This is a genomic window from Kribbella sp. NPDC056951, from assembly GCF_042674205.1.
In the GTDB taxonomy this organism is placed as follows: domain Bacteria; phylum Actinomycetota; class Actinomycetes; order Propionibacteriales; family Kribbellaceae; genus Kribbella; species Kribbella yunnanensis.
In genome coordinates, this window is the sequence record NZ_JBHUQZ010000001.1 from 507,712 (window position 1) to 532,002 (window position 24,291).

Consider the following 24,291-nt stretch of genomic DNA (forward strand, 5'->3'; position numbering starts at 1 on the left):
ACAGGTGCTCACCCCGCCCCGGGTGAGCACCTGCGAGTCCCCCCAACATCCGGCGATCCGAAGAAGCACCGAAGCGCCCCGCTGGCCCCCCACCGGCACGCTCACCCGTTTATCGTCACAGTCCGCCGACCGTTACAGGTCCGTACGGTTTTTTCGCCATTTCCCCGAACGATTTCCCCTCACCCCCACCCTTTTCCAGAAATCGTCACATCACGCACAGTCACGATGACCCTGAGTAGCCAAAAGTGTCATAACGCAGAGGCAGACTGACCTGATGCCGATCCTCTTCGTCGATCTTGAGACCACCAGCGTTCGTGAGCCGTGGCTGCCCGGCGGGCGGCAGATCTGGCAGTTGGCGGTGATCCGGCGCGAGGACGATGGGCGCGAGACTGCGTACAACCGCTTCGTGCCGTTGCAGGAGTTGGATCTCGCGCGTGCCACCGAGCAGGCGCTGACGATCAGCCGGTTCGATCGGCATCCGGAGTCGCACGGGTCTGCGGCCGATGTCGCCTCCGGGCGCGAGATTGCCGAGCTGATGGTCGAGCTGACTGCGGATCAGCCGGTGTGGGTTGGTGCGGCGCCTTGGATGGATGCGAGCGACGTACTGCATCTGATGCATCTGCAGGGGCTGGTGCCGTTGGAGGCGGCGGATGTGCCGTGGGACTTTCGGCTGGTTTGTGTGATCAGTCAGTTGCTCGGGCGGACGCGGATGGGGCCGACGACCTCGGTTGGTGAGATGGCGGCGTTGGTCGGGATTGATCAATCGGTCTATGCGATCCACGATGCGCTCGCGGATGCTTATTTCGTTCGCGACCTGTTTGATGCGCTGACAGACTCGGCGGATGGATGAGGCTGTGCGGGGCAACCAGGCGGTCTGGGAACGGGCTGCGACCAAGTACGTCAACGAGTACGACGAGATGCTGGACCTGGCTCGCGGTCGGTGGGAACTGTTTCCGCGAGAGCTGGAGTTGTTGGAGCCGGTGCTGTCGCGCGGTCCGGTGGTCGTGCACTTCCAGAGTGGGCACGGGTTGGATGACACTGCACTGATCCGGGCGGGGGCGCGGAGCGTGGTCGGCGTCGACTACAGCGTGGTGACAGCGGGTGCGGCGCAGCGGCGGGCGGCGGAGGTCGGCGTACCGTGTCACTACGTTGCTGCTGAGGTTCCCGGCGTACCGGTGCGGGACGAGTGTGCGGACCTGGTGTACACCGGCAAGGGCGCTGTGATCTGGATGCGCGATATCGACGCGTGGGCGCGGGATGCGGCGCGGGTACTGCGGCCTGGCGGCAGCCTCTTCGTGTACGACGCGCATCCCGCCGTACCGATGTGGTCGTGGGATGAGGACGAGCCGCGGATCCGCCCGGACCGCAGCTACTTCGCCGAATCGCATGTCAACGACAGCTTCCCCGGCAACGGCGCGCGCGAATGGCAATGGACGCTCGGCCAGATCGTCACCGCGATCACGCGCGCCGGGCTGCGGCTCGACGTACTGGAGGAGTACGCCGAGCCGTTCTGGCGGCCGGACGACGGCTACACGGCTGCTGCCTGGTCCGGGCGCCTGCCTAACGCCTATGCCCTACTCGCTCACAAGTAGGACAGCAGCGCTGCCTCCTCGCGATCGAGGTGGGCCGTCAGGAGAGCGACGATCCGGTCGATCTCGGGGAGCAGGTCGGGCTGCGGTGTGGTGAGGAGCTGCTCCAGCTCCTCCAGGTGTACGGCGAGTTGGTCGTGCTCGGACTGCAGTACGGCGATCTCGTCGGCCAGCTCGGGGTATTGCTCGAGCATGGCCGGGAAGATGCCGCCCGACTCGCCGGTGTGGTGATGGTGCAGGCCTTGGCACAGCGTGAGGCAATTGACGCGCAGTTGCGCCCCGATCCCCGCCGTACCGGAGGTCGCGACCTCCTTGCGGATCAACGCGAGCTCCTGCCGGAAGACCGTATGGATTCGAATGAGCAGATCCGCGAACGAACCGCTCCCACGCTGCGGCCCGATCTGCTTCTGCGCAAGGGCGATCACGGGGATCGTCCGCGTCGTACCGGCCTGGTAATCACCCCAGCCCTTGTCCGCCTCGACGAGCCGGGCGAACACCTCGTCCCGCTCCGCGCCTTCAAGCGGGACGGCGTCGGCCTGGTAGGTGAACAGACCTGTCTCGACGGTGACCTCTGGGTTGGTGAGCAGGTTGAGGTACCAGTCCGGGTGCTTGTCGGAACCGCCGGCCGACCCGACGACCAGCAGGCGGTCGCCGTCGGGGTAGTACCCAATAAAGGCGGTGTGGGACCGGCCCGTACGGCGGCCAAGCGTTGTCAGAAGCAACATTCGTTCGTCGGCGAACGGCCCGCTCAGCTGGCCGTTGTTCGCGCGGAACTCGGTGATCAGTGCATCGGTAAAAGGGTTCGGCATTCTCTTCTCTCGGTTGGGGATACTGCGCTGGTGCGGTGAGAGAAGACGAGGGCGGCCCGCGGGCGGCCCCTTCGGCGCTCAGAGAGCGACCGGGAACCCAACTCGTGAATGGCGCAAGGCCGACCCGGTAGTCACGTTCGCCAGCATACCTGCCGCCAGGGGCCACAATGGGCCGGTGACCTCATTGCGCGACCGCCTGGTCGAGGCCGGCGTCGAACTCCTCGAAACCGACGGCCTCGCGAACCTGTCCCTCCGCGCGATCACCCGCCGTACCGGCGTCTCCCACGGCGCCCCGCGCCGGCACTTCCCCACCCACAACGCCCTACTGGCCGCCATCGCCAGCACCGGCCTCGCCGACCTCGCCGCCCGCCTCCAACTCCCGGCCGAGGGCTCCGTCGAGGACCGCTTGGTCGCGGCCGCCGACCGCTATTTGGAGTTCGCAGCGGAACGCCCCGGGATGTTCGACCTGATCTTCCGGCACGACCTGCTGGAAGGCGCAGGCGGGAACCTCCGCGAGCAATCCCTCCCGCTCCTCCAGACCTTCATCGACCTGGTCGCACAGTCGCACCCCACCGACGCACCCGCCCGAGCCGTAGCCCTGTGGACCAACCTGCACGGCCTAGCCACCCTCCGCGCCACCCACACCCTCGAACTCCTAGAGGACCTGGACGTACCGGCCCTCACCCGCCACATCGTCCAAACTCACTTGACCACCTCATAACGCAACCCCAGCACCCCATCCGCCGTCGGCTCCGCACTGACAAGCTTCAATTCCACCGGTGCGCCCTCCTCGCCATCGAACACAGTCGGTACGCCGGCCCCGCCCACCGCAGCCGGCAACACCACCAGGTGCAACTCATCCACCAGCCCGGCCCGGAGCAGCGCCCCGTTGAGCCCACCACCCGCCTCCGAAAGGACGCACGTCACCCCAAGTACGTCGTACATCCGTTGCAGCGCAAGTCGCAGGTCAACCCGCTCATCTCCGGCGACCAAGTACGGGATGCCCTCGCGGCGCAGGTATGCCAAATACCTAGCGGGGGTTGAGCGCGCAACCAAGAGCAGCAGGTTCGTCACGCCGTCGCCCTGCTGCGTCCACTCCACCCGCCCGCGGCCGTCGACCACTGTGAACCACTTCCGATGCCCTGCGGGCGGCTCCGGCAGGAAGTCCTCAAAGACTCCCTCAGCCTCCGGCAACTCCAGCGGCCCCGCATCCACCGTCACAAACGTCCCGCTACCTTCGAGGATCGCTGTCGGCGCATACAACTCCTCGATCAATGCCGACCGCGCCGCCTCCGCATCGTCCGCCCCAGCCGGCCGCAACCCGCGCCACACCGCCCCCGCCTCGGCGTCCATCAACAACCGCCGACGCCCGACCGTCACCCGCGCGTCGACCGACGAGGTCACCGAAACCACCACCCGAGGAAAACCCATACCTCGTTCCTACCAATCCCCACCGACATTCTTCGCGGCTCGAGATGTCACACAGTCGGGCTGCGGCGGGTCCTGGTGTGCGTGAACATGAGTGAGCGAAAGGACATGAGATGAAGACCATCCTCGTCACCGGCGGCACGGGGCGTCTCGGGCGGCCGACCGTCGAGCGGCTTCGTGCTGCTGGTCATACGGTTCGGGTGCTCAGTCGACGTACCGGCTCGGGATTGATGACTGGCGACTTGAGCACTGGCGACGGGATCGCGGCCGCGGTTGACGGTGTTGATCTGGTTGTCCATCTCGCGACTGGACTCGGGCGGCGTGATGTTCAGCAGGCGCGCACGCTGCTCAGCGCGACCCCGGCGGCCACGCACGTGATCTACATGTCGATCGTTGGTGTGGACGAGATCCCGCTCTCCTACTACCGCTACAAGCTCGAGGCCGAGCGCCTCGTGGAGGCTCATCCGGCTCACACGATTCTGCGCGCCACGCAGTTCCACAGCTTGCTGGACAAGATCTTCAGCTTGAAGCTCCCAGCGCTCTTTGCGCCAGCGGCGATGCTCCAGCCGATAGCGGTCGAGGACATCGCGGCACGCCTGACCGAGCTCGTCGCCGACCCCATCCCGGGCCGAGCGGCCGACATCGGCGGTCCAGAATCCGTGTCGATCCCCGACCTCGCCCGCACCTGGAAGGCCGCTCGGAACTCGCGTCGGCCAGTCGTCCCACTCCGAATCCCCGGCAAGATCTTCCGCGCCTACACCGCCGGCTCCGCGCTCGTCCCCGGACCGCCGTACGGGACGATCACCTTCGCCGACTACCTCGACGGCGGGGTCAGTCGACGTGCAGGACGGCCTTCCCGGTGATCCGGCGGTCCAGCAGAGCCTCGATCACGGCCGGGGTCTCCCGCCAGGATGATTCCAGTTCGATCTGACCGTCGAGGCGCCCAGCGGCGAGTAGGTTGCACAGCCGGGCCAGGTCGGCGGCCACGCTCGACGGTTCGTCGAAGTTGTTGAGGGTGTAGATGCGGGCGCCGGGTGAGCGGGAGTACCACCCGGCGCGGAAGGTGATCGGCTGCTCCTCATCCTGAGTGGCGAGACTGACCACCACGCCATGCGGTGCCAGGTGCTCAATGGCCTGCCCGAACACCGTGCCTCCGACCGCCTCCACGATCAGGTCGAAATCACCCTCGATCCGCTCAGTGACCCACGTCCGCGCCTCGCAAGTCGGACGCTCGACGTACCAGCGCTGTGACGTGCGCACCAGCCAACTGCGCAAGCTGTACGGCGAACCGTCCGACCCCGCCCGTTGCGCCGGTGACCAGCACCCGCTTGGCGAGCAGGAGCCCGCCGATCTCGAGCGACCGCAAGGCCGTGAGCGCGGCAGTCGGCAACGTCGCAGCCTGTACGTCGGCCACGCCCTCGGGGATCGTCGCCATCCACTGCGTTGAGATCGCAGCCAGTTCCGCCCAAGCGCCCTTCCGTCGTACCAGCCCCACAACCCGGGACCCGACCGCCGGCCCACTGCCATCAGCCGCAGCCTGCACGACAACGCCGGCCGCGTCCCAGCCAGTGACCGCTCCCTCCGGCAACTTCGCCAGATCGAGCACCTCACCCTGGTTCAACGAGAACGATCGAACCTGAACGATCGCTTGATCAGGAAGCGGCACCGGGTCGGCAACAGTGGTCAAACGAACAGACCGATCAGCCTTGACGAGAGCAAGCACCTTCCCGACGATAAGCCGGGTCACGGACGCCGGCCACGCCCTTGCCCGGAAAGGCAACTTCCTCGTCCTGACATGTATTCTGACCGGCGCTTCTTCCGCCGAATCAGGGACACAGGGATGCCGACACACGAGTGGGCCACAGCCAGCGACGGATACGGCTCGCCCCGGCGCCCCTACCGGAAGGCTCAGCTGATCCTCGGCGTGGCCTTGCTGATATGCATGGGTGTCGTCGTTGTGCGCCAGCTGACCGGTGCGCCGGGTACCAAGAACTACAAAACCAGCGTCGATTGCCAGGTGAACACAGTCGGCTCGCAGGGCACCGTGACGATCAACGGCACCATCACCGGCGACTCCACGAGCTACTCGGTGACTGTCGACGTACTGGACGTAGCCTCACAGCAGCGGATCGGCGGCCAAACCTTCGAAGTCCGCGGCACCAACACCTTCAGCGGAACCACCCCAGCCGAAGCCCCCATCGGCGCCTCAGGCATCGACTGCAAAATCACCAAGATCTCATGACCCAACCGCGGATGCAGATCGGCGCAGTCACCATCACCGCAGCCCCGCCTCCGCACACCCGCGACCTGGCCAGCTTCTACGAGCGCCTGCTCGGCTGGCGAATCGTCGACGAAGGACCAAAGAGCGGTTGGTTCCAGCTCCACCCACCCGAGGGCGAGACGGACGGGACCCTACTCGGCATCAACATCGAGTCCGACCACGAGCACGAGCGCCCGGTATGGCCGAGCAAACCCGGCCACCAGAACGCCACGATGCACCTCGACATCGGCGTCGAAGACCTCGACGAAGCGGTCGCCTGGGCCCTGGAAGCAGGCGCGACCCTCGCCGACGCCCAGCCCCAGGAGCACGTCCGCGTCATGCTCGATCCCCACGGCAACCCCTTCTGCCTGTGCCGCTGAACTGAAGAAGGGCCGGTCGCTGATGCGATCGGCCCTTCCTTTGTTCAGCCCCTGCGGGTGACCACGTCGTGCGTTGCCCAGTGGAAAGCTGGTCGGGTGGCCGCTCGGAGAGTGGCGGAGGATACGAGATTCGAACTCGTGAGGGGTTGCCCCCAACACGCTTTCCAAGCGTGCGCCCTAGGCCTCTAGGCGAATCCTCCAAGCGGAGAGGATACGCGAGAACGAGTTGACTTCGGAAATCGGGGCTCGTCTAGGGTCGGGACATGGGTGCTCCGGATCCGAATGTCGTCCATCCGATGCCTGAGGCTGAGCGGGTGGTGTTGCTGAAGGCGGTGGTGAAGTCGCCGTTGATCGAGGTGGGGGACTTCACGTACTACGACGATCCGGAGGATCCGACCGCGTTCGAGACCGCGAATGTGCTCTATCACTACGGGCCGGAGCGGTTGCGGATCGGGAAGTACTGCGCGCTGGGCGAGGGGACGACGTTCATCATGAACGGGGCCAACCACCGGATGGACGGACCGTCGACGTTTCCGTTTCCGATCATGGGTGGGGATTGGGCGGAGCATTTCGACCTGATCACCGGGTTGCCGGGGCGTGGGGACACGGTGGTGGGGAACGACGTGTGGTTCGGGTACCGGACGCTGGTGATGCCGGGGGTGACGATCGGTGACGGGGCGATCATCGCGTCCGGGGCGGTCGTGGTCGACGACGTACCGCCGTACGGGATTGTTGGTGGGAACCCGGCCAAGCTGATCCGGCAGCGGTTCGGGGATGAGGACGTGGAGCGGCTGTTGCAGATCGCTTGGTGGGACTGGCCGGCGGAAACGATCACTGCGAACGTTCGAACGATCATGGCCGGCCAGATCGAGGACCTCGAGCAGGTTAGGTAAGCAGGGTGGGCGCCAGGGCTCGCCACTGTTCGGTCGGCTGAGGGCCGGTGATGCCCGTGATCACGTTGATGGCGACGTGGTCCGCGCCGGCGGCCAGGTGTTCGGAGAGCTTGGCCTTGATATCGGCCGGGGTACCCCAGGCGGCCAGGGCGTCGACCATGTGGTCGGGGAGCTCGGCTTGGTCGGCTGCGCTGAAGCCTTGGCGTTCGAGAGAAGCGGCGTACGCCGGGATCGTCGGGAAGAAGCTGATGGTGTCCCGAGCGATGGCGCGAGCCTTGTCCGCGTCGGTCTCCTGTACGACGAGGTGGCTCACCGCGAGCAGTTTGTCCGGCCCGAGCCCCTTGCGCGCCTCGGCGGTGTACTCGGGCGTGATGAGGAACGGGAAGGCCCCGGCAGAGTGGTCGCGCGCCAACTCCAGCATCCGGGGCCCGAGGGCTGCGAGGAGTCGGTGCTCGACGGGCACCTCAAGCTCTTCCAGGTATGCCGTGAGTCGCTCGATCGGGCGTGGTCCATGCGCCCCGCCGAGACCGACCGTGAATCGGCCCGGCGCGCTCGCCTCCAGAGCCGCGTACGTCGCTCCGACGTCGGCGGCCGGATAAGTCACGATCGCCAGGACCCCGGTGATGAACTTGATCGAGTTTGTCGCTTCGATCAGGTCAGTGATCGTCTGCAATCCGGGCAGTGGGCCGCCGGACAACCAGATGGCCGGGTAACCGAGTTCTTCGGCGGTCTGCGCGGCCGCGAGCGAATGTGGGCTGCTGTCCAGGCCGGTCGCGATGCCGAACCGGCCGAATTGATGATCTGTCACGTACTCAGCTTGCGGCGCTGCGGGTTCGCAGAGCCAGGGTGTTCGCTCACAGCGTGGGGGGAGCGGCCCGATTCCCGGTCGGCCGCTCGCATCCCGTACACTTTCGACTGGTTCCCCGCGTGGCGGTATCTCGCCCAACTCCCCCAGGGCCGGAAGGCAGCAAGGGTAAGTGAGCTCTTCCGGGTGCGCGGGGAATCCTCATGTCCAGGCCCGATCACACCAGGCCCGTGAGGGAGCCCCGATGAGCGACGAGCGCCGCTACCTGCAGGAACTGATCATCGCCGAGCTGGGTGTGCCGGCGTCGTTCGATCCGGAGGCCGAGATCGAGCGCCGGGTCGAGTTCCTCGCCGACCAGCTCCGCCGTACCGGCGCGTCGTCGTACGTGCTGGGGATCAGTGGTGGGGTCGACTCCGCGACCGCGGGGCGGCTGTGCCAGCTCGCGGTCGAGCGGGTCCGCGGTGAGGGCGGTCAGGCGACGTTCGTCGCGATGCGCCTCCCGTACGGCGTTCAGGCCGACGAGTCGGATGCGCAGCGCTCGCTGAAGTTCATCCAGCCCGACGAGACGCTCGTGGTCGACGTGAAGCCGGCCACCGACGCCATGGTCGAGTCGGTGCGGCACGCCGGGTTCGGGGAGCGCGAGGACTTCCACGTCGGCAACGTCAAGGCGCGGCAGCGGATGATCGCGCAATACACGGTCGCCGGCGCGCGTGGTGGTCTGGTGGTCGGGACGGATCACGCGGCCGAGGCCGTGATGGGCTTCTTCACCAAGTACGGCGATGGCGCGTGCGACCTGACTCCGCTGTCGGGGCTGACCAAGCGCCGGGTTCGCGAGATCGGCGCCCGTCTCGGCGCGGCTCCCGAGATCACCGGCAAGGTGCCGACCGCGGACCTCGAGACGAACAATCCCGGCGTACCGGACGAGGTCGTTCTCGGTGTCACGTACGACGAGATCGACGACTTCCTCGAGGGCCGTGAGGTCGACGAGAAGGCCGCGAGCACGATCATCGCGACACACCGCCGGACGGCGCACAAGCGCGTCGTACCGCTTGCTTTCAGCTGAGGACGAAGTCGGTCACCAGTCGCGTGTAGGCGTCCGCCGCCTCGGCATGCACGAAATGCCCTGCAGTGGCAGCGGAGTAAAAGGTCCCGTCCGGTACGTCGGTCTCGAACCGCGCGATCTCCTCCGGACTGGTGACCGGGTCGCAGGCACCCTTGATCAGCAACGCCGGCTGGGTGATCTGCGCGAGCAGCGGTAGCAACGACTCGAGGAACTCCGGAGTCTCGGTGATCACCTGTGAGAAGTGGCCGGACCGGGCGTGGAGCTCATCGGGGATCTCGGTGTCGGCGGGGAGCACTAGGTCCTGGGTGTCGGGGCCGAGGTAGATCTCCATCCGGCGGTCGCCCAGCTGATGCAGGAGCGCGATCCGGTCGTCCCACATCTGCTTGGTCGGCGGGCCCTCGTGCGGCGGGAGCTGTACGTCGGGCGCGATGCGCTGTGCTGCTCGGACCAGGGTCTCGGAGTTCAGCTCCACGTCCCAGGCTGGGTTCTCGAAGATGACCTTCGCGACGGAGTCCGGGTGGGCAACGGCGTACCGGAGTGCCAGGCGGCCGCCGAACGAGTGGCCGAGAATCGACCAGCTCTTCAGACCGAGCGTCTCGCGGAGGGCCTCGAAATCCGCGATCAGATCGAGCTCGGTGATGGGGCCGGTGAGTGGATCGGACTGCTGTACGCCGCGTTGGTCGGCGCCGATCACGTGGAGCCGCTCGGCCAGTCGGTCGCCCTGGAACGAGAGGAAGTCGTACGAGCCGGAACCCGGCCCGCCGTGCAGAAACAGCAGTGGCGGCGCATCTGCGGCACCACGCCGGTCGACGTACAGCCTGGTTCCGCGGACCTCGATCAGCATGCCCGGGAGCCTAGGCGCTCGGTGCATCGGTTGGCAGCTTCTGGTCAGGCGCTGTGGGCCAGCTCGCGGAGGCGGTTGGCGAGGCGGGCCAGGCGGATGGTGGCGATGTTGCGGTACGCCGGGCGTAGGACGGTGGCGAGTGGGCCGGTCTGCTCGAAGGTGTGGGTGACCTGGCTGTCCGGGCCGATGGTCCAGCTGCCGACCTCGCGGAAGCCGGGGACCTGCCAGGTGATCTCGATGCGGTCCGCCTCGACGGCTGTGTAGTGCAGCTCGCCGGACAGGCCGGGGCGCACGCGCAGCTCGTAGTGGGAGCCCTCCGCCGCGGCCGGCGGGCCGTCGATGGCGAGGAAGGCCTCGTTCCACTCGGGGAGGGTGAGGGCGTCCAGCAGGAGGTGCCGGATGGCGGTCGGACGGGCCGGGATGGTGTCGGTCGCTTGCTCCATGTCTATCTCTCCTGGGCGAATGCTTGGGCGGGGTCTCGTCGGCGGGCCAGGGCGGCGCCGGCGGGGAAGCCGTCGGCGACGGCGCGGAGGGTCGCGATCGTCTCGCTGAGCTCGCGGCCGGTGACCAGGCCGTCGATGGTCCGGTGCAGCCGGTTCTCCGCGGTGACAACGCGGCGGTGCAGCGCGCGGCCCTGGGCGGTCAGGCTCAGCGCGAGGTAGCGCCGGTCCGCCTTGTCGACGCTGCGCTGCACCAGGCCCTGGGCAACGAGTCGGTCCACGAGGCGGCTGGGGCTGTTACCTGTCTCACAGACCAGCAGTCCGCCCAGTGCATTCAGTGTGAGTGGGCCGTGGTCGCGCAGGACCCGCAGAACCTCGGCCTGTGAGGGCGTGATCCCCAGCGGGCGCAGCTCTGCGGCGAGCAGCCGGTTGCCCTCGCGCTGGATCGCCAGCACGAGATAACGCAGCTCCTCCAGGACCTTCATGCCCAATAGATTACACGACACGTATGTCATGTCATCTATCTGAGGGCAGGAAGAGTGCCGGAAAAAGTCCTGCTGAGGTCATGGTCAATGCGACATCGGGACTGGCACAGTGTCTGCATGAAGGGTCTGATGCAGGACTACCAGCTGTCCCTGGACACCATTTTTCTCCGGGCCGAGCAGTTCTTCCCGGACCGGACCGTGCACACCGGCGGGCCGGCGCCGACCACGGTGACGTACGGCGAGTGGGCCGCGCGGACCAGACGCCTGGGCGGCGTACTGGACACGCTCGGGATCACCGCGGACGGCCGCGTCGGCACCTTCGCCTGGAACTCTGGACGCCACCTCGAGCTGTACTTCGCCGCGCCGTGCACCGGCCGCGTGCTGCACACACTCAACATCAGACTCTTCCCCGACCAGATCGTCTACATCGCCAATCACGCGGAGGACGAGGTCGTCTTCGTCGACCGCTCGCTGCTGGGGCTGTTCCTGCCGCTACTCGATCGGCTCCCGCTGCTCAGACATATCGTGGTGATGGACGACCTGCCTGCCGGCGCACCCGGTGTCGAGGTGCCGGATGACCCACGCTTCCACGACTACGAGGAGCTGCTGGCCGCTGCCGAGCCGGTCGAGTTCCACGTCGAGGACGAGAACCAGGCGGCCGCCATGTGCTACACGAGCGGTACGACGGGGAATCCGAAGGGTGTCGTCTATTCGCACCGCTCCACCTGGCTGCACTCGATCGGTGTCCTCACGAACTCCGCCATCGGCCTGGCCGAGACGGACACCGTGATGCCGGTCGTGCCGATGTTCCACGCGAACGCCTGGGGTCTGGCCCACGCGGCACCGATGGCCGGCTCGAGCCTGGTCTTCCCGGGACCGGACATGAGCCCCCAAGGCATCCTCAAGCTGATGAAGGAGCAGGACGTCACGCTGGCGGCCGGGGTCCCGACGATCTGGCAGGGCCTGCTGCCGCTGCTCGACGGGGTCGAACTGCCCCACCTGCGGCGGATCCCGTGTGGTGGTTCCGCGGTGCCGCTGGCGCTCTCCGAAGCCTTCCGCGCCAAGCTCGGCAAGCCGATCCTGCAGGCCTGGGGCATGACCGAGACCAGCCCGGTCGCGACGGCTGCTCACGTCCCGCCGCGCTACGCACACCTCCCCGAGGAGGAGCAGGCCCACTTGCGAGCCAGGCAAGGCGTCCCGATCCCCGGCGTCGAGGTGCGAATCGTCGAGCCCGGCACGATCACCCCACTGCCCTGGGACGACGAGGCCACCGGCGAACTGCAAGTCCGCGGCCCCTGGATCGCCGCCGACTACTACCGTCCCGACGCCGGCGTCCAGCTCAACACCGAAGACGGCTGGATGAAGACCGGAGACGTCGCGGCGATCGACAAGTTCGGATCAGTACGCCTGGTCGACCGAACCAAGGACCTGGTGAAGTCCGGCGGCGAGTGGATCAGCTCCGTCGAGCTAGAGAACCTCCTGATGGCCCACCCCGACGTCAAGGAAGCCGCCGTCATCGGCGTCCCCCACCCGAAATGGGACGAACGCCCCCTAGCCTGCGTCGTCCTCCACGAAGGCGCCTCAGTCACCGGCGCCGACATCCTCGACTATCTCCGCCCCCAGGTCGCCAAGTGGTGGCTCCCGGACGCAGTCGAATTCATCGAAGAAGTCCCGAAAACCTCAGTAGGCAAGTTCTCCAAGAAAGACCTCAGAACCCGCTTCGCCAACTACCACCTGGAGTAACAGGCTCACTCCACTTCTGCCGGGTGGGTTCGTACGGCGGTGGTTGCTCGCCGCTGCGGTCGGCTCACAGAGGGGTGTGGCTGGGGTCGCCTGTGGCTGGGCTGCTTGGCGAGGTGGGTTACCGAGGTGGGCGTTGCTTGGGGCTGACGGGCTTGGGTTGCGGTCGGGGGTGATGCGACCTGTTGGGTGACCCGTCGCGGTGGTTTCTGCTGGTTCACGGTTGTCCTGCGGCACTAGGCATCCGTGAACCGCTTGCCCGGGTGCCGTCTCGCTCCGAAAGGTGCAGGGTGGGGTGCATCTTGGGCCGGTCAGGGCGGTTATCGTCCCCATCCGCTGTGGGGTGGCCGGTCCGCCACGGTTAGCTGCCCGACTGCACCCACCGCGGGCTGCTGCCCGCAAGCACCCCCGCGGGTGGCTGCCTGTAGCACCATCGGGGCGGGCCGGCTTCCAGGCCTCCGTTGTTGCTGGCGGCAACCAAAGCCTCGCGACCCCCGCCGCGCCCAACAACCGGGGGCTTGGACAGGACATGGTGGGCAGGAACAGGTGATTTCTTGTTGACACCCACCGTGCGGTCTCCACACCCCCGAGAAATGGCACCCCGGTCAGGCGAAGGCCGGAGCTGAGATGCGTGAGGCAATCGGGGATGCATTGGTCGTAGAGGGTGGGCGGCGAAGAGGTTCCGGGTAGCGGAGTGGTGGGGGTGGTTAGGTGAAGGGGACGCCTAGGTGGTGGTGGAGGTGGGTGAGGGTGGCGTTGATGAAGGGTGTGGGCCAGGGGGTGCCGGTTGCGTCGGCTAGGGCTTGGCCTCGGTGGAGCATTTCGTGGCAGAGGTATTGGTTGGCGGCGATGATTTCGGTGGGGTTGTAGGTGGCTGGTGGGACGGCTTCCAGGGTTGCTCGTTGTTCGGGCGACAGGAGGGCGTTCAGGCGTTTGGCGCCGCTGGTACGGCGGACTCCGCGTTCGGCGAGCATCAGGCGGATCAGGAGGTCGCGGACTACGCCGATGCCTTGGTTGGCGACTACCAGTTCGTCGCGGCCTAGGACGGTGACCAGGTTGCCTAGGAAGTAGAAGAACATCGGAACGACGTGTTCGGGCCAGTACGGCGTTCCTGGGCGACCGTGTTCGGCGGGCTGATCGCCGTCGGGGAACAGGGTGCCGTCGCGGTCGAACAGTACGCGGACGCCGTCGTACTGGAAGCGGTCGAACGACGTGAGCGGATGCGCGATCAGGTCTACGTGCAGCCAGTCCGGGGTGATGCCGAGGCCGCCGGCTAGTCCGGGGAGGCGGTCGGTGAAGACGGTTGGTCCGGCGACTTCGTGCAGGACGTCGTCCCAGTGCTGTTCGAACCAGTTGATACTCGCGTCGGTCACCACCAGGTGGACGTCCAGGTCGCTGAAGCGGTCCTCGGCGCCGGTTGCGTAGCTGCCGATCAGGTAGACGGCCAGTACGCGGTCGTCGGCCGGGAGGCGCTCTTGGGCGCGTTGGATCATCACGTCGTACCGCTCGTCACCGGAGCCCATCCGCTCACCCTAGGTGGGGCGGGACCGGCGCGCGGATCCGATCCGGGCGGCGGTGGTTTTGTCGGCGGGCGGCGCTAGGGTTGCGGCGTGGAAGCACCCCTTGCGTTGTACCGCCGGTATCGCCCGGAGACGTTCGCCGAGGTCATCGGCCAGGATCACGTCACCGCGCCGCTGCGGAACGCGCTGAGCAACAACCGGGTGAATCACGCCTATCTGTTCTCCGGGCCGCGCGGGTGTGGCAAGACCACCAGCGCCCGGATCCTGGCCCGGGCGATCAACTGCGAGAAGGGCCCGATCGCCGAGCCGTGCGGGGTCTGCAAGTCGTGTACCGACCTGGCTCGCGGTGGGCCGGGCAGTATCGACGTGATCGAGATCGACGCCGCGTCGCACGGTGGTGTCGACGACGCGCGGGACCTGCGGGAGCGGGCGTTCTTCGCGCCGGTCGAGAGCCGCTACAAGATCTACATCATCGACGAGGCGCACATGGTGACCACGCAGGGCTTCAACGCCCTGCTGAAGCTGGTCGAGGAGCCGCCGCCGCATTTGAAGTTCATCTTCGCTACCACTGAGCCTGACAAGGTCATCGGGACGATCCGGTCCCGGACGCACCATTATCCGTTCCGGCTGGTGCCGCCGAAGGTGCTCGGCGACTACATGGCGACGCTGTGCGAGGCCGAGGGTGTTGCGATTGAGCCGGCCGCGCTGCCGTTGGTGGTGCGCGCGGGTGCTGGGTCGGTGCGTGACTCGCTGAGTGTGCTCGACCAGTTAATCGGTGGGGCGGGGCCGGCCGGGGTGACGTATGAGCTGGCGGTTGCGCTGCTCGGGTTCACGCCGGATTCACTGCTCGATGCGTGTGTGGATGGGTTTGCGGCGCACGACAGCAAGGCTGTGTTCGAGACGGTCGAGAAGGTGATCGAGACCGGGCAGGACCCGAAGCGGTTCGCGGAGGACCTGCTGCGGCGGTTGCGGGATCTCGTCGTGCTGTCCGCGGTGCCTAATGCGGTGGTGTCCGGGCTGATCGAGGCTGCTGAGGACCAGGGTGAGCGGCTGCAGACTCAGGCGGCGGGGATTGGTTCTGCTGAGCTGACGCGGGCTGCGGACATTGTTGCTGCTGGCTTGTTGGAGATGCGTGGTGCAACGGCGCCGCGGCTGCAGCTCGAGCTGATCTGCGCGAAGGTGCTGTTGCCGGGGGCGGATGATTCCACGAATGGGATTCAGGCGCGGCTCGATCGCATGGAGCGCCGGCTGTCCATGGGTGTTCCCGCTGCGGCGGACGGTGGGTATGTCGCATCCGAGCCCGCCCCCGACGCCGCCTCCAGCCGAGCAGCTGCCCGAGCCGCCGCTGGTGGAGGAGCTGATGGTGGCGCGGCTCAGAGCGCGCCTGTGCAGGCAAGCTCTGGTACGGCGGGCGCTGTCGCACCTGACCGTGGTCAGGTAGCCGGTGGTCCCGCCGGCGGCGATGCGGCGGGTGGCGCCGTGCCACCTCACGCCGCTGCCGCCGGAAGTTCTGTGAGTGGGGCGGGCGCAGGAACTGGTGCCGGGGGCGACGCGGGCCGTGCGGCTGACGCCGCGGGTGGAGTGCCCGGTGGCGTGAGCGGTGGAGCAAATGCCGCAGGCGGAGTGCCGGGCGGTGCGGGCGGCGGAGCAGGTGCCGCGGGCGCTGCGGGTGCTGGTTCGAGCGCTGGTGGTGGGCGGCAAGGGGCGTGGGGGGATGAGTCGGGGGGTGTGAGCTCGCAGGCTGCTGCGCCTCCTGCGCCTGCGTCTGCGGCGGCTTCTGCTGCTGGGGGGGCGTCGGTGGGGGCTGTGGGGTTGGCGGATGTTCGGCGGTTGTGGCCTCAGGTTTTGGAGGCTGTTAAGGCTAAGCGGCGGTTCGCTTGGATCATGCTGAGCCAGAATTCGCAGGTTATTGCGGTTGATGACCAGACGTTGACGCTGGGGATGGTTAATGCCGGGGCGCGGGAGAGTTTTGCGCGGTCCGGGAGTGACGAGATTCTGCGGGAAGCCATGATCGACACGATCGGGTTGAACCGGCGGATCGAGGCTGTGGTTGATCCGTCCGCTGATCCGGGTGCGGGTGGTGGCGGGGTTGCTGCGCCGCGGGGTGGTGGGCCGCAGGGTGGGGCAAGTTCGCCGGCGCCTGGTGGATCGAGTGCCGCGGTGAGTGGGGGAGCCGGTACGCCGGCAGGTGGACCCACTGGCCCTGCGGATGGAGGTCCGGGAGCTAGCGGTGACTCCGGGGCGGGCGGCGGAGCAGGTGCCGTGGGCGGTGGTGCCGGTGCTGCCGGTGCCGCAGGTGGTGGTGCTGGCGCTGCGGGCGGTGGTGTGGGTGCCGCAGGTGGAGTGCGGAGCGGCGATTCGGCTGGTGGCGGGTCGGTTGGGGGAGGCGGTGTCTCGTCGACCCCCGCGGCAGTCGTTGCCAAGAGTGGAAGTGCTGGGGCGGGAGCTGGTGCTGCTCGGTCGGGGAGTTGGGGGGACGAGGCGGGGGCTGTGGCTTTGCAGGAGCCGCCGCCGGACCCGGAGTACGACGTACCGGAGCCTGAGGCGTGGGAGCAGAGCACACCGGCAGTAAAGGCCCCGGCAGCGCCGACGGCGCCGGCGGAAGCAGCGGCTGGCGGCGATGGGGATCGGGGGCAGCAGGCTGCTAGTAAGCGGCGGGCGGCTGAGGCTGCGGTGGCGGCTGAGCAGGCTCGGCGTAGTGCGGCCGCGCCTGTCGTCGAGGCGAAGGCGTTGACGCCGGAGGAAGAGGCGGACGCGATCGGTGAGGACGATGTGGTGCTCGAGGAGGACTCGCGGTCGCACACGGATCTGCTGCGGGACACGCTCGGGGCCGAGATCATCTTGGAAGAAACCAACGGGACCAGGTGAGAATGCACCCCGTCGTGTGACGATCGAGGGGTGCCTATCGATGAGCAGGTCTTTGTTGCGTTCGTTCTGACGACGTTGCTGGCGATGGTGGTGCCGGGGCCGGACATGTTGTTCGTGCTGGGTTGTGGGATCCGCGGCGGCGCCAGGGCCGGGATCCTGGCCACGGCTGGAGTCGCCACCAGCGAGATCATTCATGTGGCGTTGGCGGCGGCTGGGCTGGTCGCGTTGTTCCACGCGGTGCCGGCCGCGTTCACGGTGACGCGGATCGTGGGTGGTGCCTACCTGGTGTACATGGGGATCCAGTTGATCCGCAAACGAGGCAAAGGCTTCGATGAGAACGCGGAGAATGCCGGTGTGTCCGGTCGGCGGGCGTACTCGATGGGTCTGCTGACCAACCTGATCAATCCGAAGATGGTGACGTTCACGCTGGCGTTCCTGCCGCAGTTCGTCGACCCGTCGCGGGGCGCGCTGTGGGTGCAGTTCGCGATCCTCGGGGTGGTGCTGGTCGCGCTCGAGTTCCTGGTGGACGGCGCGGTCGGGGTGACCGCTGGGCGGATCGGCGGCTGGCTGCGGACCCGGGAGAAGGCCCGGCGGCGGCTCGATGCGACCACCGGTGGATTGTTCATCGGACTCGGTGCGCGGTTGGCGCTGCAGCGCTAGTTGTCCACCGGTTACCCACAGTGTCTGTGGGTAACCGGCGCAGGTTTCCACACGTTCCACAGGGGTGTGGGTGAAGCTGTCCACAGCCCTGTGGAAAACTTGGGGAGACTGGTCGGTTTCCGGGGGATCGAGGGGTTGTCCGAGTGACCGGCTAGGGTTGGTGGGAATTCGGTGGCGGCTCGACGAGGAGATCGCGTGTTCGACGGTGGCGGTGCTGGTGGTTTCGACATGTCCAACCTGCTCGCGCAGGCTCAGGCCATGCAGGACCAGCTGATGAAGGCGCAGGCCGACCTGGAGACCCAGGAGGTCGCGGGCTCGGCCGGTGGTGGGTTGGTGACCGCGCTGGTCTCGGGCACCGGTGAGCTGCTCAGCCTCGACATCAAGAAGGAAGCCGTCGACCCCGACGACACCGAGACGCTGGCCGATCTGATCGTGGCCGCGGTCCGGGACGCCTCGGAGAACGCGAAGGCCGCCGCCGCACAGGCGATGGGCCCGCTGGCCGGTGGCCTGCCCGGTTTCGGTGGCCCGGCCGGTGACGTGCCGAGCCCTGAGCTGCCCGGTGGCGGGATCGGTTTCACCAAGCCGTCCGGTCCGCCCGGCCAGAACCCGGTCTGACGTGTACGAGGGGGCCGTTCAGGACCTCATCGACGAGCTCGGCCGGTTGCCGGGCGTAGGGCCGAAGTCTGCCCAGCGGATCGCGTTCCACCTGCTGGCGTCCGACGAGACCGACGTACGGCGGCTCGCGCACGTGCTGGTGCAGGTGAAGGAGAAGGTCAAGTTCTGCGAGATCTGCGGCAATGTCGCGGAGGAGCCGCAGTGCCGGATCTGCCGGGACCCGCGCCGCGACCTGAGCCTGATCTGCGTGGTCGAAGAGGCCAAGGACGTGGTCGCGATCGAGCGGACCCGCGAGTTCCGCGGCCGCTACCACGTGCTCGGCGGGGCGATCTCGCCGATCGAGGGAATCGGGCCGGACGAGCTGAGGATCAAGGAACTGCTGCAGCGGCTGGCCGGTGGCGAGGTCATGGAGATCATCCTGGCCACCGATCCGAACCTCGAGGGCGAGGCGACGGCGACGTACCTGAGCCGGTTGCTGCGGCCCATGGGCTTGCGCGTGACCCGATTGGCTAGTGGACTTCCAGTAGGCGGTGACCTCGAGTACGCCGACGAGGTCACACTCGGACGGGCGTTTGAAGGGCGACGATCGATCGATGACTGAATCAACCGATATGGCAGAGCGCACGCTGAGCATCGGCTCGGACGACCTGACCGAGTTCGCGGAGCAGATCGCCGACCAGGTGCAGAGCTTCCTGATCTCGGTGCGCGACATCGCCGCGCAGCCGGACGAGGACGGTGTCGACGAGGGACTCGCCTCGTTGCCGTACCTGCTGCTCGAGGTCAGCCAGCTGCTGCTGGCCGGCGGCCGGCTGGGCGCCTTCGAGGACTTCGTCCCGGAGGAGCGTTTCGAGTCCGACGCGGGCCCGGATCCGGACCTGGACGCGATGCGGGACCGGCTGGCGGTGCTGTTCGAGGGCCTCGACGAGTACGCCGAGGTCTTCGACCCGTATGCCGCGCCGCCGGAGATCACCGTGAACCGGCTCTCCGACGACCTGACCGCGATCGCGACCGACCTCGTGCACGGCCTGGCGCACTACGAAGAGGGCCGGATCGTCGAGGCGCTGTGGTGGTGGCAGTTCTCGTACGTGTCCACCTGGGGTGCGGCCGCGAGCGCCGTACTGCGGGCGATCCAGTCGCTGATCGCGCACGACCGGCTGGAGCCGGCCCACGACCCGGAGACCGAGGCCACCGACCGCGAGCTGGTCGAGGTCGCCGAGGAAGCCGTCCAGCGCCGGTAGTCCGCGCGGTGTCGGTCTATGAGGTGATCCGGCGACTGCCCGATATCGGAGCGGTCCGCCGGGTCAGTCGCGCGCTCGCGGTCCTCGATCTGGTGCTCGGCGGCGACGACGACATCCTGCCGTTCTTCGCGTTCGACGCCCGCTGGTCGGAGACCGAGGAAACCGCGTTGATGCGGGACGGTTCGGGGAACGAGTACTCGATCGTGTTCTCGCCTGATGGTGCGTTCGCGTACGGGTTCGACCACGAGTCGCCGATGTCGCCGTACGCGAACGGCAGGAAGGTCTGGCCGGGACTGCTGGACGGCGTCCCGGAGGTCTTCCACGCGGCACGCGACGAACCGGCGTTCTGCGATGAGGGTGTCCCGCGCGCGACCGTCTGCTTCTGGCGAACCACCACCGACGACGCCTGGCGAACCGGCCCGGTGGAGGTGAACCGCGATGGGGCCGACTACCTGTTCGAGCTCCTCGCGGACGGTCGCCCGGAGGCGTACCTGTCCTTCGCCGAGGACTACTTCGGCGTCGAACTCGACATCGAGCCCATCCGCCACATCTACGCCCTGATGCCACTCACCGAGTACGTCGTAACCTCCCTGAACCGCGAACGCCGCCTCCCCGACCTCGCCGAAGGAATAGCCGAAATCGGCTACCCCCGCTCATGACCGCGGTTCGCGCGATCGGTCCGGACGACCAGCGAGCGGTCTCGCAATTCCTCGCCGTGGCCGGCAGCGGTACGACGGTCGTCGTCCACGGCACCACCTTCGACGCAACAACTCTGCCGGGCCTCATCGTCGAGCGCGACGGCGAAATCGACGGCCTGCTCACGTACGACGTACAAGGCGAGGACTTCGAGGTCGTCACCCTGCATGCAGCCGAACGACAAACCGGAGTCGGTACGGCGTTGCTCCAAGCAGCGACCGAGATTGCGCGGGAGTCCGGCGCCAGGCGGTTGTGGCTCGTCACCACGAACGACAATGTCGATGCGCTGCGGTTCTACCAGCGTCGCGGACTGCGGTTGGTCGCGGTTGCGAGCGGAGCGGTTGACGAGTCGCGCAAGCTGAAACCCACGATCCCGCTGGTCGGCGACTACGGGATTCCGTTGCGGGATGAGCTGACGCTGGAGCTCGTCTTCTAGTCCGGGAGCATGGGGACGGTTAGGCCTTGGTCTCGGCCTAGGAGGATGCCTCGGGTGATGGCGTTGGTGCCGAATTTGTCTTTGACCTGGTCGAGGGCTGCGTCCAGTTCGTTGTTGGCGGCTTTGTCGAAGGGGAGGGCTAGTTGGAGGGCGGCTTCGTTTTCCAGGTTGCCTACTGAGATGCCGATCATGGTGAGGCCTTGGGTGGTGATGAGGGGTTGGGCGGCGGCTAGGAGGGCGCGGGCGGTGATGAGGACGGCTCGGGTCTGGTCTGTTGCTTGGGGCAACGTGTGGGAGCGGGTGGCGCGGGTGAAGTTGTCGAAGCGGAGGCGGAGGGTGACGGTGCGGCCGGAGCGGCCGGCTGAGCGCATGCGGCGGGTGATGCGGTCGACGAGGCCGGCCAGGATGGCGTCGAGGGTTGCCGGGGATTTCGGGGAGCGGCCGAGGGCGCGTTGTGAGCCTATGGATCGCCGGCGTTTGCCGACCTCGATCGGTCGGGGGTCGCGGTTGTGAGCGAGTGCGTGTAAGTGGCGTCCGGAGGCTCGGCCGAGCATGGCGACCAGTGCGGCCTCGGGTAGTTGGGCGACGTCGCCGACCTTGGTCAGGCCGCGGGTCCGCAGCTTCTCCGCGGTCACCTCGCCGACGCCCCACAATCGCGAAACGTCCAACGGATGCAGGAATTCCAGCTCGTACGCCGGGGGCACCTCGAGCAGCCCATCCGGTTTGGCGATCCCACTCGCCACCTTCGCCAGGAACTTCGTCCGCGCGACCCCGACCGTGATCGGCAGCCCGACCCGTGCCAGTACGTCGGCACGCAATCGGCGCGCGATCTCGACCGGTGTACCGGAGATCTTGGCGAGGCCGCCGACGTCGAGGAATGCTTCGTCGATCGACAGTCCTTCGACCAGCGGCGTGGTGTCTTCGAACACCTTGAAGACCGCCCGGCTGGCCTCCAGGTACGCCGACATGCGCGGCTCGACCACGATCGCCTGCGGGCAGCGCTGCCGGGCCTGGCCGCCGTTCATCGCCGTCCGCACGCCGAGCGCCTTGGCCTCGTAGCTGCAGGCGAGCACGACCCCGGCGCCGACGATCACCGGGCGGCCGCGCAGGCGCGGGTCGTCCCGCTGCTCGACCGATGCGTAGAACGCGTCCAGGTCGGCATGCAGGATCTTCGCCGTGTCCGCCGCCACGAACATATGTTCGCATACTCTCACGCGATCAAGATAGGGAGAAATCCCGAGGCGCCGCACGACTTTGTCAGGACAGAATCGTCCTCATGGACCTGACGGCGTACCGCGATCTCTGGCGAACCCCTGGTGTGATGACGCTGCTCGCGGCAGCGCTGACTGCCCGGATGCCGGTGATGGCGACGATGGTCCCGCTCGCGTTCCTGGCCAAGGACGCCTCTGGGAACTTCGGCTGGGCCGGTGTGGTCGCAGGTGCCTACTCCATCGGTACGGCGGTCGCCAGCGTCGTCTGGGCCCGGATGGCGGACCGTCGGGGCGCGCGCCGGGTCGTGATCGTCACCGGGATGGCGTGGGCGCTGATGATGGCCGTGACGGCGGTGCTGCCGTACAGCTGGTACCGCGTGCTGCCGGTGGCTGCCGCTCTGGCTGGTCTGTGCGTCGCCCCGGTCGCCTCGACCTCCCGGGCCGCCTGGCCGCGGTTGGCGCAAGGCGGTCGGCTCCGAGTGCTCTACGCCCTCGACGCGTCGGCCACCGAGCTGCTGTTCGTCGTGGGACCAATGCTCGGTGCGGTCATCGTCAGCATCGCCAGCCCGCGAGCCGGTCTGCTGTCCTGTGCGGTGCTGGCTGCCGCGGCGATCTGGTGGTTCGGGCTGAAGCAGCAGTCCACGTCTACCAGTCTCCCGGCGGACACTGAGCGGCCCACTGCCAAACAACTGCTGCTGCATCGCCACCGGCTGCCGTTGGTGCTCGCGTTCGCCTGCATGGTGACGGGCTTCGCCGCGATGTCGCTCGGCATCGTCGCCTTCGCGGATGAGCACGGGAACCGGCTGATCGCGGGCATCCTCGAGACCGTGGCCGCGCTCGGCAGTCTGATCGGTGGGCTCGTCGGCGGAGCGCTACCGGGTGGCCGCGACTCCTACGTCTGGAAGCGGATGCTGGTCTTCACCGTGCTCATCGCCGGCTGTTTCTTTGCGACCGCTTCAGTGGTCGCCCTGGCGATCGGACTGTTCGCGTCCGGCTGTCTGATCGCGCCGACAGTCGGTGCGCTCTACGAGCGGCTCGGCGCGATCACCCCGGCCGCTGCCCGGACCGAGATGTTCGGCTGGGTGCTCAGCGGCGGGATGCTCGGCTCTGCGGCCGGTTCGGCCATTGGTGGTGTGGTGGTCGAGACCTTCGGCGTTCGTTACGCGTGGGCCCTGATGGCGGTCCTCGGAGTGCTCGGCACACTCGCCGTACTGCGGGTGCCGCCCCATCGCCCGGCCGAGTCCACACTCGAGAGTGCTCCGGTCGCCGCGTAGTGCACCTTGTAGCCCGCCTCGAGAGTGCCGGAAAGCCCAGCGCACAAAGAGACGAGCTTGAAGGAGCGCCGGTCCAGCGCAGTGCCCTGTCCGGCGCGCACCGGGTGGATCTGCAACGTCACATCGTCCAGCAGCCGCCACCGCAGCAATGAGCGGATCAGACCAAGGCTCCCGATCACATGCAGGTCCGGGCCGGGCACCTGCTTGAGGGCGGCGAGCACTCGGCGCGGATCGCCCTTCAGGACTTCGCTGTGCGGCTGGTACGCCACCGGGGTCGACGCGAGCACGAGCTTGCGGACGGACCGCAGTCCCGCGACCGATCCGGCGTACTGCTCATAGGTACGGCGGCCGAGCAGCACGGTGTTCGCGCCTGCAGCCAGTTCGTCGATCACACTGCCGAGTGCCGGTGCTGGCAGCCAGCGCTCCGGCCGGTCCACGATCCCGTCTTCCGACATGCACAGGTTGGCAATGATCGCTCGCATCCGCGTCTCCTTGGTCGTCTACAACCTCGATGCAGGGAGTGGGCGGAAGGTTGCGGCTCAGCGGCGGCCGCGGTGAATCTCGGTCTCCAGGGCGTCCAGCCGGTTGTCCCAGAACTTCCGGTACCGGTCCAGCCACCCGTCGATCTCGCGCAAGGGTTCCGGGGCGACGGCGTACAGGCGACGCGTCCCGGCCACGGTAACCGTGGCGAACCCGTTGTCGCGGAGGACGCGCAGATGTTGCGAAACGGCCGGTTGACTGATGCCGAATTCCGCGTTGATCGTCGCGGCGATGCTGCCGGCCGGCAGTTCGCCGTCGGCCAGCAGCTCCAGGATCCGGCGCCGGACCGGGTCGCCGAGGATGTCGAACGCGTGCACGCCGGCCATTGTTTCAGTGATGACTTATATGAACAAGTGGTCCACTCCGCCGGAGGCCTTCCGGCTCGGCCGGGCCGGCACGGGCGAACCTCCCGGCGCCCCGGCGATTCCCCGCAGCATCCGCCCGAGGTCTGGTCGGCCGGTAGGCAACGACGAGGTCACGGCTAGAATGAGCCCCGA

The 24,291-nt window shown here is 67.6% G+C and carries 28 protein-coding genes, 1 tRNA gene, 1 other RNA gene and 1 pseudogene; 18 read left to right on the top strand and 13 right to left on the bottom strand.

Annotated features, from left to right (window positions below):
* Positions 1-274: 274 nt before the first annotated feature.
* Both ACFTSF_RS02465 and ACFTSF_RS02470 read left to right on the top strand, forming a co-directional pair.
* Positions 275-850, top strand: a complete 576-nt coding sequence (locus tag ACFTSF_RS02465) for a hypothetical protein (RefSeq protein ID WP_380152115.1) — start codon at positions 275-277, stop codon at positions 848-850.
* A complete protein-coding gene (locus ACFTSF_RS02470; protein ID WP_380152116.1) occupies positions 843-1,592 on the top strand; it encodes a class I SAM-dependent methyltransferase in 750 nt (249 codons plus the stop codon). The genes ACFTSF_RS02465 and ACFTSF_RS02470 overlap by 8 nt, the downstream gene beginning before the upstream one ends.
* Here ACFTSF_RS02470 and ACFTSF_RS02475 read toward each other — a convergent pair.
* Positions 1,583-2,398: a nitroreductase/quinone reductase family protein gene (locus ACFTSF_RS02475; protein WP_380152117.1), complete on the bottom strand. Its 816-nt coding sequence runs from the start codon at positions 2,396-2,398 to the stop codon at positions 1,583-1,585. The two genes, ACFTSF_RS02470 and ACFTSF_RS02475, sit on opposite strands and share 10 nt — an antisense overlap.
* 175 nt (positions 2,399-2,573) lie before the next feature.
* Between ACFTSF_RS02475 and ACFTSF_RS02480 the strand changes: the two genes are divergently transcribed.
* Complete coding sequence (locus ACFTSF_RS02480; RefSeq protein WP_380152118.1) at positions 2,574-3,119, top strand: TetR/AcrR family transcriptional regulator; 546 nt, start codon at positions 2,574-2,576, stop codon at positions 3,117-3,119.
* Here the strand turns inward: ACFTSF_RS02480 and ACFTSF_RS02485 are convergent.
* Positions 3,101-3,829 (bottom strand): dihydrofolate reductase family protein, encoded by a 729-nt coding sequence (locus ACFTSF_RS02485; protein ID WP_380152119.1) that lies wholly within the window; start codon positions 3,827-3,829, stop codon positions 3,101-3,103. The genes ACFTSF_RS02480 and ACFTSF_RS02485 overlap by 19 nt on opposite strands.
* Positions 3,830-3,939: 110 nt before the next feature.
* Here ACFTSF_RS02485 and ACFTSF_RS02490 point away from each other — a divergent pair, with 110 nt between their 5' ends.
* Positions 3,940-4,689 carry an SDR family oxidoreductase gene (locus ACFTSF_RS02490; protein ID WP_380152121.1) on the top strand — a complete coding sequence of 250 codons (750 nt, stop codon included), beginning with the start codon at positions 3,940-3,942 and terminating at the stop codon, positions 4,687-4,689.
* Here the strand turns inward: ACFTSF_RS02490 and ACFTSF_RS02495 are convergent.
* Both ACFTSF_RS02495 and ACFTSF_RS02500 read right to left on the bottom strand, forming a co-directional pair.
* On the bottom strand, positions 4,658-5,086 hold the full coding sequence (locus ACFTSF_RS02495; RefSeq protein ID WP_380152122.1) for a zinc-binding dehydrogenase: 429 nt from the start codon (positions 5,084-5,086) through the stop codon (positions 4,658-4,660). The two genes, ACFTSF_RS02490 and ACFTSF_RS02495, sit on opposite strands and share 32 nt — an antisense overlap.
* A complete protein-coding gene (locus tag ACFTSF_RS02500) occupies positions 5,022-5,678 on the bottom strand; it encodes an alcohol dehydrogenase catalytic domain-containing protein (RefSeq protein WP_380152123.1) in 657 nt (218 codons plus the stop codon). Before ACFTSF_RS02500 ends, ACFTSF_RS02495 begins: the two co-directional genes overlap by 65 nt.
* On the opposite strand from ACFTSF_RS02500, the gene ACFTSF_RS02505 reads away from it, so the two are divergent.
* Positions 5,667-6,068, top strand: coding sequence for a hypothetical protein (locus tag ACFTSF_RS02505; RefSeq protein ID WP_380152124.1), 402 nt, complete (start codon positions 5,667-5,669; stop codon positions 6,066-6,068). The genes ACFTSF_RS02500 and ACFTSF_RS02505 overlap by 12 nt on opposite strands.
* Entirely contained in the window at positions 6,065-6,466 is a 402-nt protein-coding gene (locus ACFTSF_RS02510; RefSeq protein WP_380152125.1) for a VOC family protein, read from the top strand. Before ACFTSF_RS02505 ends, ACFTSF_RS02510 begins: the two co-directional genes overlap by 4 nt.
* A gap of 112 nt (positions 6,467-6,578) precedes the next feature.
* Here ACFTSF_RS02510 and ACFTSF_RS02515 read toward each other — a convergent pair.
* Positions 6,579-6,666: transfer RNA gene (locus tag ACFTSF_RS02515), tRNA-Ser, on the bottom strand.
* A 63-nt stretch (positions 6,667-6,729) separates the two neighbouring features.
* Between ACFTSF_RS02515 and ACFTSF_RS02520 the strand changes: the two genes are divergently transcribed.
* Positions 6,730-7,359, top strand: coding sequence for a CatB-related O-acetyltransferase (locus tag ACFTSF_RS02520; protein WP_380152126.1), 630 nt, complete (start codon positions 6,730-6,732; stop codon positions 7,357-7,359).
* Here ACFTSF_RS02520 and ACFTSF_RS02525 read toward each other — a convergent pair.
* Positions 7,352-8,167: a TIGR03620 family F420-dependent LLM class oxidoreductase gene (locus ACFTSF_RS02525; RefSeq protein WP_380152127.1), complete on the bottom strand. Its 816-nt coding sequence runs from the start codon at positions 8,165-8,167 to the stop codon at positions 7,352-7,354. The genes ACFTSF_RS02520 and ACFTSF_RS02525 overlap by 8 nt on opposite strands.
* A 106-nt stretch (positions 8,168-8,273) precedes the next feature.
* Here ACFTSF_RS02525 and ffs point away from each other — a divergent pair.
* Positions 8,274-8,370: signal recognition particle sRNA small type (gene ffs, locus ACFTSF_RS02530), an RNA gene on the top strand.
* Between the two features lie 38 nt (positions 8,371-8,408).
* A complete protein-coding gene (gene nadE / locus ACFTSF_RS02535; RefSeq protein ID WP_344148084.1) occupies positions 8,409-9,227 on the top strand; it encodes an ammonia-dependent NAD(+) synthetase in 819 nt (272 codons plus the stop codon).
* On the opposite strand, the gene ACFTSF_RS02540 is transcribed toward nadE, so the two are convergent.
* From ACFTSF_RS02540 to ACFTSF_RS02550, 3 genes are read right to left on the bottom strand one after another with little or no spacing between them, the layout of a single operon-like run.
* Complete coding sequence (locus ACFTSF_RS02540; protein ID WP_380152128.1) at positions 9,220-10,071, bottom strand: alpha/beta fold hydrolase; 852 nt, start codon at positions 10,069-10,071, stop codon at positions 9,220-9,222. The genes nadE and ACFTSF_RS02540 overlap by 8 nt on opposite strands.
* 44 nt (positions 10,072-10,115) lie before the next feature.
* A complete protein-coding gene (locus ACFTSF_RS02545) occupies positions 10,116-10,514 on the bottom strand; it encodes an SRPBCC family protein (protein ID WP_380152129.1) in 399 nt (132 codons plus the stop codon).
* A 2-nt stretch (positions 10,515-10,516) separates the two neighbouring features.
* On the bottom strand, positions 10,517-10,996 hold the full coding sequence (locus ACFTSF_RS02550) for a MarR family winged helix-turn-helix transcriptional regulator (RefSeq protein ID WP_380152130.1): 480 nt from the start codon (positions 10,994-10,996) through the stop codon (positions 10,517-10,519).
* Positions 10,997-11,113: 117 nt separating this feature from the next.
* Between ACFTSF_RS02550 and ACFTSF_RS02555 the strand changes: the two genes are divergently transcribed.
* Positions 11,114-12,739 carry a long-chain fatty acid--CoA ligase gene (locus ACFTSF_RS02555; RefSeq protein ID WP_380152131.1) on the top strand — a complete coding sequence of 542 codons (1,626 nt, stop codon included), beginning with the start codon at positions 11,114-11,116 and terminating at the stop codon, positions 12,737-12,739.
* 704 nt (positions 12,740-13,443) lie between these two features.
* Here the strand turns inward: ACFTSF_RS02555 and ACFTSF_RS02560 are convergent.
* Positions 13,444-14,259, bottom strand: coding sequence for an aminoglycoside 6-adenylyltransferase (locus ACFTSF_RS02560; RefSeq protein WP_380152133.1), 816 nt, complete (start codon positions 14,257-14,259; stop codon positions 13,444-13,446).
* Positions 14,260-14,346: 87 nt separating this feature from the next.
* Here ACFTSF_RS02560 and ACFTSF_RS02565 point away from each other — a divergent pair.
* The 7 genes and pseudogenes from ACFTSF_RS02565 to ACFTSF_RS02595 all read left to right on the top strand — a co-directional run.
* Positions 14,347-16,602: pseudogene (locus ACFTSF_RS02565) on the top strand (DNA polymerase III subunit gamma and tau); the annotation flags it as partial.
* Positions 16,603-17,154: 552 nt separating this feature from the next.
* Positions 17,155-17,784 carry a LysE family translocator gene (locus tag ACFTSF_RS02570; protein ID WP_380152134.1) on the top strand — a complete coding sequence of 210 codons (630 nt, stop codon included), beginning with the start codon at positions 17,155-17,157 and terminating at the stop codon, positions 17,782-17,784.
* A 195-nt stretch (positions 17,785-17,979) separates the two neighbouring features.
* Entirely contained in the window at positions 17,980-18,399 is a 420-nt protein-coding gene (locus ACFTSF_RS02575) for a YbaB/EbfC family nucleoid-associated protein (protein WP_380152136.1), read from the top strand.
* Position 18,400: 1 nt separating this feature from the next.
* Positions 18,401-19,000, top strand: coding sequence for a recombination mediator RecR (gene recR, locus ACFTSF_RS02580; RefSeq protein WP_344148108.1), 600 nt, complete (start codon positions 18,401-18,403; stop codon positions 18,998-19,000).
* On the top strand, positions 18,993-19,637 hold the full coding sequence (locus ACFTSF_RS02585) for a DUF5063 domain-containing protein (RefSeq protein WP_132175992.1): 645 nt from the start codon (positions 18,993-18,995) through the stop codon (positions 19,635-19,637). The genes recR and ACFTSF_RS02585 overlap by 8 nt, the downstream gene beginning before the upstream one ends.
* 8 nt (positions 19,638-19,645) lie before the next feature.
* Positions 19,646-20,296: a hypothetical protein gene (locus ACFTSF_RS02590; protein WP_380152137.1), complete on the top strand. Its 651-nt coding sequence runs from the start codon at positions 19,646-19,648 to the stop codon at positions 20,294-20,296.
* Positions 20,293-20,769 carry a GNAT family N-acetyltransferase gene (locus tag ACFTSF_RS02595; protein WP_380152138.1) on the top strand — a complete coding sequence of 159 codons (477 nt, stop codon included), beginning with the start codon at positions 20,293-20,295 and terminating at the stop codon, positions 20,767-20,769. Before ACFTSF_RS02590 ends, ACFTSF_RS02595 begins: the two co-directional genes overlap by 4 nt.
* Here the strand turns inward: ACFTSF_RS02595 and dinB are convergent.
* Positions 20,766-21,959 (bottom strand): DNA polymerase IV, encoded by a 1,194-nt coding sequence (gene dinB / locus ACFTSF_RS02600; protein WP_380152139.1) that lies wholly within the window; start codon positions 21,957-21,959, stop codon positions 20,766-20,768. The two genes, ACFTSF_RS02595 and dinB, sit on opposite strands and share 4 nt — an antisense overlap.
* 86 nt (positions 21,960-22,045) lie before the next feature.
* On the opposite strand from dinB, the gene ACFTSF_RS02605 reads away from it, so the two are divergent.
* Positions 22,046-23,254, top strand: a complete 1,209-nt coding sequence (locus ACFTSF_RS02605) for an MFS transporter (protein ID WP_380152140.1) — start codon at positions 22,046-22,048, stop codon at positions 23,252-23,254.
* Here ACFTSF_RS02605 and ACFTSF_RS02610 read toward each other — a convergent pair.
* Together ACFTSF_RS02610 and ACFTSF_RS02615 are read right to left on the bottom strand one after the other, a co-directional pair.
* Positions 23,140-23,736, bottom strand: coding sequence for a dihydrofolate reductase family protein (locus ACFTSF_RS02610; protein ID WP_380152141.1), 597 nt, complete (start codon positions 23,734-23,736; stop codon positions 23,140-23,142). The two genes, ACFTSF_RS02605 and ACFTSF_RS02610, sit on opposite strands and share 115 nt — an antisense overlap.
* Before the next feature lie 57 nt (positions 23,737-23,793).
* Positions 23,794-24,120 carry an ArsR/SmtB family transcription factor gene (locus ACFTSF_RS02615; protein WP_380152142.1) on the bottom strand — a complete coding sequence of 109 codons (327 nt, stop codon included), beginning with the start codon at positions 24,118-24,120 and terminating at the stop codon, positions 23,794-23,796.
* Positions 24,121-24,291 lie beyond the last annotated feature (171 nt).